The 13878-nt window shown below is 61.0% G+C and carries 7 protein-coding genes; all 7 read right to left on the bottom strand.

The genetic code is table 11. From position 1 onward, the window contains the following. Positions 1-73: 73 nt before the first annotated feature. A complete protein-coding gene (locus tag JNL55_RS32715) occupies positions 74-4666 on the bottom strand; it encodes an alpha/beta fold hydrolase (protein ID WP_293864632.1) in 4593 nt (1530 codons plus the stop codon). Positions 4667-4717: 51 nt separating this feature from the next. Next, positions 4718-7111, bottom strand: coding sequence for a TonB-dependent siderophore receptor (locus JNL55_RS32710; RefSeq protein ID WP_293864629.1), 2394 nt, complete (start codon positions 7109-7111; stop codon positions 4718-4720). Between the two features lie 91 nt (positions 7112-7202). Next, positions 7203-8210 carry a FecR family protein gene (locus tag JNL55_RS32705; RefSeq protein ID WP_293864626.1) on the bottom strand — a complete coding sequence of 336 codons (1008 nt, stop codon included), beginning with the start codon at positions 8208-8210 and terminating at the stop codon, positions 7203-7205. Next, complete coding sequence (locus tag JNL55_RS32700; RefSeq protein ID WP_293864623.1) at positions 8210-8689, bottom strand: RNA polymerase sigma factor; 480 nt, start codon at positions 8687-8689, stop codon at positions 8210-8212. Before JNL55_RS32700 ends, JNL55_RS32705 begins: the two co-directional genes overlap by 1 nt. Before the next feature lie 136 nt (positions 8690-8825). After that, positions 8826-11066, bottom strand: coding sequence for a penicillin acylase family protein (locus tag JNL55_RS32695; RefSeq protein ID WP_293864635.1), 2241 nt, complete (start codon positions 11064-11066; stop codon positions 8826-8828). Next, positions 11066-12283: an alpha/beta hydrolase family protein gene (locus JNL55_RS32690; protein ID WP_293864620.1), complete on the bottom strand. Its 1218-nt coding sequence runs from the start codon at positions 12281-12283 to the stop codon at positions 11066-11068. The genes JNL55_RS32695 and JNL55_RS32690 overlap by 1 nt, the downstream gene beginning before the upstream one ends. Continuing rightward, a partial coding sequence (locus JNL55_RS32685) for a M16 family metallopeptidase (RefSeq protein ID WP_293864617.1) occupies positions 12283-13878 on the bottom strand: 1596 nt, incomplete at its 5' end. The genes JNL55_RS32690 and JNL55_RS32685, both read right to left, overlap by 1 nt.

The following is a 13878-nucleotide window of genomic DNA, read 5'->3' as shown; positions in this document are numbered from 1 at the left end:
GCACGACGTGCATGTGGAGTGGAGCGAAGCTGGCAGCACCACTGCCCGCTGGTCGCTCACACCCGTGCAGTAATCAGAGCACTCGCCCCTGCGCATCGATGATCTTGACGGGACCTAGCTTCAGGGCGCGGATCAAGGGCTCGATCTTCGCCAGGTCTCCGGCCACCACCCAGGTGAAAGGCCGGTCACTGAGTAGCTCGGCGGCGGCGCGACGCACGTCGTCGAGTGACACCTCGCTCACTCGCTGAGCATGGGTTCGCACGAACTCATCGCTCAGCGAGTAGCGCACGGCGTCGCTCAACATCTCGACGCTGCTTTGGTTGGTTTCCCAAACGGCGCCTGAGCTTGAAGACTTCTGCAGACGAACTGCTTCGAACTCCGCGGTAGTCACCGGCCGCCGCGACACGATGTCGCGCAGTTCCTTGCTGATCTCGAGCATGGCCGGAGCTGTTTGATCCGTCTGCACGGGCGCGAGAACACGGAAGACCCGCGGCCCCGGATCGGTCGACAAGGAATTGCGCACCATGTAGGTCCAGTGCTTGTTCTCGCGCAAGTTCAAATCCAGACGCGAAATGGAGCTTTCTCCCAGAATAGACATCGCCAACTGCGTCGGCACCTCAGCCTCACGCGCATGAGGAGCGGCCGGCAATAGCAACTGGATGTCTGATTGCTGAGCGCCGGGCACGTCGATCAGCCACACCGCCGGCGTCGCGGCTCGCGGCTTCAATGCGTTTACTACCGTCTCAGGTGAGTTGCCGCGCCAGCCCGTGAACACGCGCTCCAGCTGAGGTCGCAGTTCGTTCAGCGTGGTATCACCGACCACGATGAGAGTTGCCCCCGAAGGCACCACCCAGCGTTGATGAAAGTCACGCAAGTCGTCGGTCGAGAGGGCTGCAATGTCTTGTGTAGAAAGCAATCGACCGCGCGGATCATCGGCACCCCAGAGTAGCCGAGCACCCAACCGTTGCGCGGCGGCGCTTGGATCGCTGGCAGTCGCCTCAAACAACTTCTGTTCATGCGCCTGCCAGCGCTTCAGATCTGCCGGATCCAACCGCGGCCGCTGGATCACATCGGCGAACATCCCGAGAGCATCACGCCACGCAGGCGTCAATGCAGTCGAAGACACTTGCAAGAAACCGCCCTCCGCGCTCGCAGCCACCGACGCACCTAGCAAACCAAGTGCTTCAGAAAGCTGTTGCTCATCGCGAGCACCGGCCCCTTGCGTCGACAGTCCAGCCAACATGCGACCGAGCAGCGCATGATTCGGCGGCCCCGACGCGGGATCGCCAAACGGGAACATCATCTGAAACGTGACCTCGGGGACGTCGTGGCGCGCCATGAAGATCACCTGCAGCCCGTTCGACAAAGCGGTGCGCTCCAGCGCGGGTGCCTTCGCAGGAGCAGACACGACAGGCTGCGGAATGTGCCGACGATCTACGTCCTGAGCAGCACTCGACAACTTTCCTCGCGGCAGCGTGTGCAAAATATAATCACCATCGCGAAGCCATCGCTGACCGCTCGCCATGATCTCGGCCGGCTGCGCCGATTGCAGACGCGCATAACTCTCCTTCCACCGACCCGCCTCGCCCAACAGCTGTTGATGGCGAGCTAGAAACCAGGCCTTGTACGCGTTGCCCTGCAGGCTCTGAACCATCTCCGCAGTGGCTGCCGCTCGTATCGCCGTCAATTCCTCCGCGCGTGGACCTTCTTTCAACAGCCGTTGCAGCTCTTCATCGAGCACACGTTCGACGCGCTCAAGATCAGCGCCAGGCGAGGTATCGATGCTGATAGTGAAAGTGCCGGCAATCAGTCCTTTCCAGACATACACAGCGACATTCGTAGCCAATCCCTCCTCTGTGACCAAGCGGCGATACAGTCGCGCAGAGCGTTCTCTTCGCCCTACCGGCGCCTCCAAGATCTGCCGATCAGCCATGACCGACGCCAACAGCTCCAGATGATCGGCGTCTGCCGTCCCCATTCCCGGAATGTTCCAAACACGCGTAAGCCTCGCAGCGCCGAGCCGACCGTCAAAAATGACTTCTCGCTGCACTCCGCGTCGAGGCGCAATCCATTCAGTGACTCGCGACACACCGGGCCCGGAAGCGAGCGCGCCGAAATAGTGCTCGACTTTCTCTTTAGCCAGCGCAGGTGTGATGTCCCCCGCGAGCACCAGCACCGCGTTCGATGGGCCGTACCAAGTGCGGAACCACTCATGCGCGTCTTCGAGCGTGGCGGCATTCAGATCGTCCATACTCCCGGTCGCTGTGTGAGCGTATGGATGCCCCGCCGGCCACACGGCGCGAGCAATGCGGTCGTATACCAAACCATGCGGCCGATTCTCCCGCTGGCGCTTTTCGTTCTGGACCACACCGCGTTCTTTATCCAGCTGAGTTTGATCGAGCGCGCCCAGCAGATGGCCCATGCGATCGGATTCGAGCCACAGCACCGAGTCGAGCGCACCGCTCGGCACCTTCTCATAGAACGTAGTCGAGTCTTCGCTGGTAGCCGCATCGATACGGCTCGCGCCCAAGCTTTGTAGCTTGGGCGTCCACTCGGCGCGATGATGCTCGCTGCCGCCAAACATCAAGTGCTCGAATAGATGTGCCAGTCCGCTGCGCCCGGCAGGCTCATCCTTGGAACCGACGTTGTACATCACGTTGACCGCCACCTGCGGCACACGCCGATCTTCGTGGACCAGCAGCGTCAGGCCGTTCGCGAGTACCTGCTTGGTGTAGGGAACATCGATGCTCACAGAGTCAACCGAGGAGCTTCTTTGCCCCTTGAGATGACGATCGAGAAACGCGAGGTATGCATCCGAGGCCCGGATGTTGTTCACACGCTTGGTGAACCCGTGACCTTCGTCGGGAAACAGCAAGTACTCGACGGGCACACCGTTGGCACGCACCGCTGCAACGATCTCATCGCTCTCGACTTGCAACACTCGTGCATCGTTGGCGCCTTGGACCACCAGCAACGGCACCGCAATGTTCTTGGCATGAAACAAGGGCGAGATGCGCCGATGTCGCTCGGCATCCGTCGCAGGGTCGCCGAGCTCGTCGTAGAGCGATTGCTTGTAATACTCGGCCGAGGGCGGCACGCTGTTCAAGGTGCGCGTCCAATTCATCACGCCGAAAATATCGATGCCGACGGCAAAGGTTCGCGGCGAAAACGCGAGCGCCGCGCCGACCATGTAGCCGCCGTATGAATGCCCCATGATGCCGATTCGCTCGTCATCCACCCACTTCAGCGACGCAAGGTAGTCTTTGCCCGCAACCACGTCCTGCAAATCCACGTCGCCATGTCGCCGGTCATCGGCGTGATAGAACGTCTTGCCATAGCCACTCGAGCCGCGATTGTTGACCGCCAGCACCGCATATCCGTTGTGCACCAGATGCTGGATCAGCGACGTGTAGCCAACGCGGCTCTGTCCGCCGGGGCCGCCATGCACCCAGATGACCGCCGGTACTCGTTGAGTGGGCGTTGCCTGTCGCGGCTTATAGAGCAACGCCGGAATCGCCAACCCATCGAAACTGCGATACCGAATCACCTCGGACGCCACCAACTCGGTCTCGGCAATCGCGGCCGGCAGCGCACGAGTCAAGCGCTGTGTGTTGCCACTCTGCAAGTCGACAACGTAAATGTCATTCGGCGACGTGTCTGACCCGACCATCAACGCCAAGCGACGCTCGTCACGCGAAAAGCTCAGGCTGGAGAGATTTCCCGGCGGCAACTTCGACAACGCCACATCACGTCGGCGCACCGTATCGAACACTTTCACCACCGTGCGCGCGTCGGCGTTGGTAGCTGAGACTCGATAGCGTCCGGACTCGGAGAACCTCAACTGCGTCACATCCCATTTGTCGGCGATCACCCGAGAAGACTCGCCGCTGAGCACGTCATACACCCACGCCTGCCGAAACTCACCGTGGGCATCGGTCGAGTAGTACAACGAACGACTGTCGGGTGAGAACTGGAACACCGCATGACTGATCACACCGGAGTGCCGAGTGATGAGTTTCGGTGTCGGTGCCGGCGCCTGCAAATCCACCAAGTGGATGTCGGCGTCGGCGCTGGTGTGACGTTCCATCAATGCAATGAAGCGGCCGTCGGCGGAGACATCGGAGATTTCCCAGGACGCATCGTTTCGAAACAGCAGCTCCGGCCGATAGTCCGCGGCGGAGTAGCGATACACATCGAATCCCTTCGGGTCCCGCACATTGCTCAGCACGTAGAAGAAGCGTCGGTCGGCGCTCCAGCCCACGAAATCAGCGATGGTCTCCGCTCCGGGCGTCAGATCCCTAAGTTCACCGGACGGCTCGCGCACGTACAGGTGAAACATTTCATTGCCACCTTGATCGCCACGCACCAGCACCCGGTCGTCTTGCGGGAACCATGAGACCGCATACAAAGCATCCGTTGCCGATGTAGTCAGCGCTGTCGGTTCCGCACCGTTGGTCGGTAGCGCCGCCAGATTGAACACACCGCTGCGATCAGAGTGCATCAACAGCCGTTGGTCGTCGGTCGACCAGGCATGACCGCTGGCAAGCCCATAGGTCGTTGTGTTGTAGAAGACTTCCGCCGTGTGTGGCGCCGTCGTCGGCTTAGCCAGAACCGCAAAAGACAATAGGAAGCTGCAAACCATCGACCACGCGAGTGTCGGGCTCATCGTCATCACCTGCAGGGAGGGCGACCGCGCGCGATGCGCGCGCGGCGCAAATTAGAACTTCGCTCGCACCGACAACATCACGTTGCGTGGCTCGCCGTAGCGATTCAGAAAGAACGAGTAGATGCTCGAGTAGTAGTCGCGATCGGCGACGTTGTTGACCGACAGCGTGGTCTGCAGCTGCGGATTGATTCGATAGCCCACTTGCAGATCGACCACCGTGTAGCCCGGCAGCTCGATGAAAGGCGTGGGCGGCGACAGAAAGTCGATGTAGGTGCGATTCTGCGCATGCAGCCCGGCACCGATGTTCCAACCCTGCAAGATGCCACCCCACACATCGCCATCGAAGGTGTAGTTGCTCCACAGCTTGAAGACTCGCTTCGGCACCCAGCGCTGCTGGGGCAAACCGGTGGCGCGATCCTCTTGCTTGAAGTCGGTGTAGCCCGCCGAGACATCCCAGCCCGGCAACGGGCGGCCGACAATCTCCAGCTCCCAGCCTTCTGATTCAATCACACCGGACGCGACGTAGCAGGCGCCATCGGGATTGAAGGTGCAACCGCCGTGATTCGGGTCCATCAGCGCGCGATTACTGTCTCGCAGACGGAACAGCGCCAGCGAAGTCGTGAGCCGACCGTTGAAGTGCTCGCCCTTCAGGCCCGTTTCAATTTGATAGCCAATGCGTGGATCCAGCACGCTGCCGCGGAAATCGAATTGACTCTGCGGGCTGAAAATCTCGGTGTAGCTGCTATACCAAGAGAGCTGCTCAGTGATGTCCCACACCAGGCCGCCATACGGTGTGAACTCGTTGTCAGCGGACAGCGCTTCCACCCAAGGCGCCGGCGTCGCCGTCGGCGCGAGATCACGTGCGTCCTGCGTGTAATCGCCGATCCGACCACCGATGATCAACGTGAGAGGCTCGAGTAGTTTTATACGGGCCATGCCGTAGAGTCCGCGCTGCTCGACCCGTTGCGACAACGTGTTCGGTGTCGTCGGCGCCAGCGACGCATCGAGACCCGGCGCGAACAAATTGCGATTGGGATAGAAACCCGCGTTGGGTGAGGTCCAGTTCTCGTAACCGTCGAACGTAAAGCCGAACAGCAGCTCGTGACGACGACCGAACAGCTCGACCGGGCCCGAGACGTTGATATCAACGCCAGTGCTTTCGAACTCATAGCGTTGCGCCGTGGTCAGATACGGCACTTGATACGTGCTCAGACTCACTGCTCCGATCGGATAGCCGTTCACTTCACGCGTCAGCACATCGCGGCGATGAGCGTACAGCTTGACCTTCCAATCGTTGGCGAAGCGGTGTTCCAAGTCGAACACGCCCTGCTTCACGTCGCGTTCGGTGCGCGCCCAATCGACATTGGTATAGGTCGAGCGCTTTACGTCCAGCAGCGAATAGCGGCCGTTCGAATCCACCGCCAGCGGCAATCCCATGTAGGGCACCAAGTCCGTGTTCTGCACGCCTACCGAGATGCCCAGGCGCGTCGCCGGCGTCAGGTCGAACTCGACGATGCCGTAGCCCGTCAGCGATTCTTTGTCAGCATGGTCGTAGAAGAACTCACGGTCTTCGCGCACCACGACGCCGCGAGCACGCACACTGCCCGAAGCATTGAGCGGCCCACCGACGTCCAGATCCGCATGCAAGTTGTTCCAGGAACCGTAGGAAACATTGACGGCGCCAGCGAACTCATTCTGCGGGCGCTTGCGAACCAGGTTCACGGCGCCGCCAGCATCGCCCGCGCCTTGCAATAGACCCGCCGGGCCTCGCAGCACTTCGACGCGTTCGTAGATGGCAAGATCGAACTGCGAGTTGCCAAGATTCATGGCCAAGCTGCCGGGCACGCCATCGTACTGCGCGCCCATGTACTGACCGCGCGAGAACACGTTGACCGCGCCGCCGCCATTGCCTTGATCGTGAGCGAACACGCCAACGGTGCGATTCAACGCCTGCTCCACCGTGACGATGTTCTGCTCATCCAGGCGTTCGCGCGTCATGATGGACACGGACTGTGGAATGTTGCGGAGGGTCTGAGCCTCTTTGCCGAAGCTCAACATCTCGAAGGTGCCGCGGACCACCACCTCATCGATCAACGCGCTGCTGGAGTCAGCGGCACCGCTTTGTACCGGCGTTGCTGCCGCCTCGATCAACACAGTGTGTTCGTTGATGAAGCGATGCTTCAGTCCCGTGCCTTTGAGCAACACATCCAGAGCGGCGCCGAGTTCCAACTCAGCCTTCAGCGTCGGCGCAGCAATGCCCGCGACTAACTTCTTGTCGACCAGGATGTTGGTATCGGTTTGATTGGCGATGGCCACCAACGCATCGCCGAGCGGCTGCCCGGGTAAATCGAACGTCACTGGTGCCGCTTGTAGCGGAGCGACTGCGCCAGCACACAATATCCACGCGACCGCCGCCGCACAGCGATTTCTCGGACGAGCACTCATACTTTCTCCCCGGCGCAGTGTCGAGCACCGCGCTTGTCGTTGTCGAATCCAGTCTGCAAAGCGCTAGACCGCTGACAACTGACAAACCTCATCACGGGGCAGAATTATTTTCGCGGCAGTTCGGCGACGGCACGCCCGACAAGCGGATGCGATTCGGCTCACGAATCAACATCAGCTCACACGTGCTGGCAATGGTCTCGGCAAAGCTGGCCGTGTCGCCGGCTCGGAACGAACCTTTGACGATGAGCTCCGCCGCTGCGGACGTTTCTATGCTCAGCTGCGTGGTCGAGTACCGATTCATTTCGCCGATGGCTTGAGCGAGCGTTACGTCGTTCAACTCCACTCGACCCCGCCGCCAGGCGGTGAGCTCGTCGATCTTCGGAGCGTCGATGCGGGGCGGCGCTGTAGGTGCCAAGGTTAACCGCTCACCCGGTGCTAGAACGGTCGGTGCCTCGCCACTCGACTGCTCGGTCGCGACAGCCACCTTCCCTTCCACCAACGTCACCGCAAACGTCGTCGCGTCCCGGCGCGCCAGGAATTCGGTGCCGAGGGCGGTAATGGTCTTGTCCCCGGCACTCACGATGAAGGGCCAATCCGCGCCTCGCTTGGCAACCACGAATAGCGCCTCACCCGCTTGCAGCTCCACTTCGCGTCGCTCGTCGTTGAAGCGCACTTTGATGCGCGTGGCTGTGTTCATATAAATGCGTGTACCGTCTTCCAGTGTCAACATGCGTTGCTCGCCGATGGCCGTCGTGGTCGCCGAAAAGTAGAAGTGGACCGCGACCAGCACCCCCAGGATCGCGCAAGCCGCCGTTGCCACGGCCGCCACGCCCCAGTTCACACCGACTCTGAAACCTGCGCGCCGCCACTTTTTCGGGAGCGCCAACGTGCGCTTCGGCAGCCGCTCGGTCACTTCCCACATGCGAGTCACGGCATCGAACGCCGCCTTGTGTTCGACGCTCTCGCCTCGCCAACGCTGAAAGCCCAGCACGATGTCCTCATCGCGCTTCGGTCCATGCAACAACGCCAGCCAGGCCGCGGCTTCCTCGACCGCTCGTGGCGAGAGTGTGTGCTGCATCCCCTGGTCGTCCTTGAACATCACTTGAGCATCTCCTCGGTCAACGCGATGGCGGCACGCGCCAAATGCTTTTCGATGGCGGACACCGAGATGTCGAAATGCTCGGCAATCTGCTCGTAGGTCATGCCGTGCACGCGGTGCATGTAATAGGTATCGCGGGTTCTGGGGTCGAGCGAGTTCAACCGCTTTTGCAAGCGTTCCAGGCACTCGTCCGCGGTGGCGTTCTCTTCGGGCCCAAACCGCACATCGCCGATCACGAGTTCCTCGACCGGGGTGGTCTCGTACAGCTCGCGATGCTCTCGTTTATGCGCTTTCGCTGACAGGTTCAGCGCTGCTCGGCTCAGGAATCGCTCCGGATCGCGCACCTCCCGGCCTTGCCGGCAATAGGTCATCACCCGGACGAACAGGTCCTGCAATAGGTCATCCGCATCGTCTCGCGACCGCCCCCGCCGGAGCAGCATGCGACGTAACCGAGGCAAATGGCCGACTAGCCAGTCCATGGACTGGCTTTGCGGACGGTGTTCGCGTCAAACGGAGGCATGACGGGCCCTAGCGGCAGGTAGCCTGATCTTGCTTAGATCCCTGGCCGAGCGCAAACCTCATCGCCCTCCCCGAAAAAAGGGGAATTATTTTTGGCTATCTCCGCAACACCTCGCGCCGAGTGGTTTGCTTCTCAACCTCGGCCCGGGAGAGCAAGGCCGGCAGCAGGCGCTTGTCCACATACGCAGGCAGCTGATCGGCGATGTGCGGGGAGCCTGGTCGAGAGGCGTTGCCGTACACGAGCAAGGTGCCGGCGCGGGGCCCCTGGGGCGTGAACTCGACAATTTGGACGTAGCCTTCGCCACCCACCGCGATCCGACGGCCGCGTTCGTCCTCGGGCAGGTAGTTCATTTTCGCGATGATGCCGACCGAGTCCTCCGAACCGTTGGCAGGCACGTCGGCGATGGGCTTGGGATGGGTGAAGTTGGCGTCGCGGCTCACCAGAACCACCCGATTCGCTTCGCCCCACGATACATCGAGCGCGCCATAGGTGGCGACGACGATCTTCGCGGCGTCGGGCAACGCAGCCAACGCTTGGGCTAGATCTTCGATTCCGGTGGGCGTTTCCAGCGGACGCGACGGGTCGTACTGCTCACGAAACTTGGGCTCTCTTACGCTGCCAGCACGCGGCGAATTCGCCATGCGCTTGGTGTACTCCTGCCACCATTTCAAGAACAGCACCGACCCTCGGCTGTTGCGATCCGAAGTACGGTCCCACTCGCGCAGCACCTTGACGGCAGCGAGAGTCGGCTCATCCGGCTGAGCCTGCGCATCTACGCCAGCCAGCAACTCCGGCAGCAGACGATCCGCCATCAGCATGCGAGTGGAGAACTTGGCACGCACCAGATCGTCGTACGAGAACTTCGGTTGCGACAGCAGCATCCGAGCACTGACCTCCGAACGAGGCCACATGCGATCAAAAGACAGCCACGCCGGAAAGTCCTGCTGCCGAAGGACCGGTGGAAACGTCGTGGTCCACGGCGAGTCGTTGGCGTTCTGCACGAAGCCCGAGGGCGGGTCGATCACTTTCGGCAGCGCGCGCCATGGCACGATCCCTTTCCAAATTTGCTTCGGGTCGTCGCCGGGAAGGATGCGATCGTAGTCTTCATAGGTACCGCCATTGCGCACCGGACGCCGCCCGCCATCGGCAATCATGATGCGCCCATCGGCGTCGGCATAAATCACATAGAAGAACGGCATCTGCAAGCGGCTGAATGCCGACTCGAACTGCTGGAAGTTACGAGCGCGCCCCATGTCCCAGTACTGTGCAAACGGCGACGGTGCATCGAGACCGGTCACGCGCAGCGCCAAAGCTTTATTGCCCTTGCGAGTCACGACAGGACCATGCACGGAATGCGAAATCGAGAACGCACGGTCCTCGCACTCAGGGGCCTTGTTGCAGACTCGAACTGTGTCAGTCTGAGTAACGAGTGGCTTGGTGCCGCCCGCCCAACGATACGACTCACCCGACAGCGACAACTCGTACAAGCTTGCGGTCTGCGCACGATTGTCGGTATGCGTCCACGCGATACGGTCGTTGAAGCCAATCGAGATCGCGGGCAAACCGAGAAAGCCTACGCCCGTGAGATTGACACTCGGCCGCTCGGGATCGCCGATGACCACATGCGCCTGCATCCATTGCCAAACGCCGCGATCCGGATCGGTTTCTCGATCGGTCGACAACACTCCGTTCACGCCAAAATCCAGGTGCGGATTGCCCATCAACATCGTCGTGCCTGCCGCACTCTTGCTCGGCGCAATTGCCCAGGCATTCGAGGCCGCGCGCCGCGGTTCGCCCTGATCCGCAGCAGCTTCCCATTGACGCTTGATCATCATCGGCCCCAGCGCCTGAAAACCAAACTGCATGGTCCATTGCCAAACGACCAACGGGTCGGTTTCAGTCAATGGCAACACCGCACGCATGTCAGTAGGAATCGTGTCCTTGTGGTCCTTCGCATAGGCGTTGACTCCGTCCACGAAGGCACGCAAATAGCGTCGTTGCTCGTCACCGCCCTGCGTTAGCCATTGCTGTGCACGACGCTGCGAGCCCATGGTGCGGATGAAGACATCGCTCGTGACGAACTTATCCTTCGGACCCGCACCGAAATATTCCGCATACCGTCCACGTGCCGCCGCCACGTTGATCAGCAACTGCTCAGCGTGATTGGTCATCTGCGCATACCCGAGCCCGAAGCACGCATCTTCGACAGTGCGGCCATAGATATGAGGAATGCCGTAACGGTCCCACCGAATCTCACCCTGCTCGGTCGCCGTGTCGGCCGCCGGCGCGGCCTGAATGGTAAGAAAGCACAAACAGATCAGGAAAATTCGCAACATCACTTGGAAATCCTCAAGCGCGCTTCCGGAAAGCCAACCTTCCCGGACAGCAGCGGCGTATCGGTACGGCCGCGCAGGTACTTGTCGAAAAACTCCAGCACGTAGCCGTTGACGATGTCGTGGGCCAGGCGCGGATGAATGAGCTGAGACTGCGGCGACTCGAATAGCATGCGATCCGAGAAATGGGCGTGTGTGGCGCGATCCAACGTCACGTCGTACCAGCCTCCGGTGCTGTTCCTGTAGAGCCGCCAGTTGTAGCTTGTCGCCACCGTGGCTTGCTCGATCCTGGCTGCGTCACCCGCGACCAGCAGTTGCTCAACCTCGGCGCCGCCATGCATCTGAAGAATGGGACGAGGCGTACCGGTGTTCATCACATCGGTGTAGAGCCAACCGTCGAGATTGACCGCGGCTTTGATGCGCGGATCGTCGCGACTCGCTTGCAATGACAGCGCGCCGCCGAGCGACCAGCCCATCGAGCCGGCACGATCGACGTCCAAGCGCTGATAAAAGCGACTGCGCCGGTCTGCATTCAACTTCGTCAACGTATCCAGCATGAAGCCAATGTCTTTCACGTGGACCGGCATCATCAGTGCCGAGAAGCGCTGTACCTGCCGTTCGAGCCACTCGACCTTGGGCAGCTCCACATCCTCCGCGTCGCTAAGGCGGGGATCGTTCTGGTCTGGGCGATAGGTCGAGCCGTCCGTGAAGCGTTCGATGCGGTTCATGCCCGCCCCGGTGTGGCCAATCGCAACGACGACGTAGCCGTGACTGGCCAGAAACTCGGTCTGAGCTGTGCCGCTGAAATGCGGATGGTAGCCGCCGGGGTTGTAGATCAACACCGGGAAGCGGGTCGGCGCTGTGGCCATCGGCGCATTCAACACAGAGTTGGTGCGTACGTGAGCCACCTCGTCGAGCCACTTGCTGTACTCATCAGTCGGATACAACTCGCGATGAAGCACATACGGTGCGCGCGGCGGATCGCCCTTGAATGCTGCCGGATACCAGATCTGGACCATCAGATAGCGTTTGTCATTCGGATCCGAAGTCGTGGTCTCCTCACGCTGCGAGTCGATCCACAACTCCTCGACCGTGCCTGTTTGAAACGGACCGCGTGCGTCCGAAGCGAAGGCTCGCTCCGCCACTGGGGGTGCCGCCCAAACTGGAGCCGTCGCCAACAATGCACTAACCCAAAGCAGCAGCCGCCTTCCGAACTTCATCAGCGAAGCACCTTGCCGTCGGCATCCACGACACTCACCGGGCCGATCCCAAGTTTACGAATGTCGGCTTCAATCTTGCGCAGATCGCCGACGACCACCCAGCTCAACTCGGCCGGGCGCACCAACTGCTTCGCCACGGTCGCAAGCTGCAGCGGCGTCAACTCGCTGGCTTTGTTGAAGTAGTCGTTCCAATGAGAGTCCGGTAGCCCTTGCACCAGCAAACTGCGATAGCTCGCAGCGACGCCTGCAGTGGTCTCATTCAAGCCGGGCAGCGCCAATGCCAGGCTGTTGCGCGCGGAGTTCAACTCACTTTGCGTCGGCGGCCGACTGCCGGTCACATCGCGCAACTCCTGCAGAATCTCGCGCATCGCATCGGCAGTCTTGTCGGCTTGTACCGGCGCTTCGACCAGGAATGCCCCCGGGCCACGCGCTTCCAGAAGCTGCGACTTGACGACATACGCCCAATGCTTGTCCTCGCGCAGATTCATGTTGATGCGCGAAATGAACAGCCCGCCTAGCAATGCATTCACGATGCCGGCAGAGATGGATTCCTGCTGTTTGAATGACGGCGTAGCGTTGCCAGTGACGATCATCGACTGCTCGGCACCCGGCCGATCGACTAACAACACGCGCGCCTTGCTCGACACCGGCGTGCCCAGATTCTTCTTTAGCAAAGGTTCGTCGGGCGCACGCCAAGCGCCGAGATGCCGTTCGAGCAATGCAGCCACAGCTTCGCGCGTCGTATCGCCAACGATCAGCAGCGTGGCATTGTCAGGACGAATCCAACGTCGATGAAACGTCTCGACATCCTTGCGGGTCAGCGCGCCAATCGCTGCTGCGGAACCCTTCCCGGAGAGCGGGCTCGCATAGGCATGCCCTGCTCCATACATCAGTCCGGGTAGCAGCCGCTGCGCGATGCCCTTGGGATCCGACCTTTCCTGCTCAATATCGGCCAGCTGCTGCTGTCTGACGCGTTCGAGCGCGGCCTGCGGAAACGTCGGCCGAATCAGAATGTCGCCGAGCAACGCGAGCGAATCGTCCAGCCGATCAGCCATTGCATCGAACTCGACGAACGAGGCATCGAAGGCAGCGGACATCGACAGTTTCGCGCCGAGTTCACTAGCGCGCGCCGCAATCTGCAATCCATCGCGTTTGCCTGCACCTTCATCGAGCATGTCCAGAGTCAGCGCCGCGGTTCCGGCGTTGGCCACACTGTCAGCGGCGCGGCCTGCATCCAAGATCAATGAGAGATTGACCAGTGGAGCGCCGTGACGCTCGGCGAGTACGACGTTGAGCCCATTGGACAAGGTCATGCGCTGTAACGACGGCAGATGCAGCTCCGACGGTGCGCCGGGCTCAGGCATGCTGCTACGATCTACGCCGGACGTAGCCACGCGAAACTGTGGCATCGGCTGAACTTCGAGGACGAACGAGCCATCCGATAGCCAATCCTTCATCACGCTGCGAACGTCGTTGGGCGTTGATTGGCGCACCCAATCGAGCGACTGCTGGTAGAAATCCGGCGATCCGCCGAATAGCTCGCTCGCCCCGAGAATCCAGGATTTGCCGCCGTCAGAAATGGCATTGATACGTTC

Origin of the sequence: Steroidobacter sp., assembly GCF_016790065.1 — a bacterium.
GTDB lineage: Bacteria > Pseudomonadota > Gammaproteobacteria > Steroidobacterales > Steroidobacteraceae > Steroidobacter.
The sequence above is the reverse complement of the archived record's forward strand: the minus strand, read 5'-3'. Positions and strand labels throughout refer to the sequence as shown.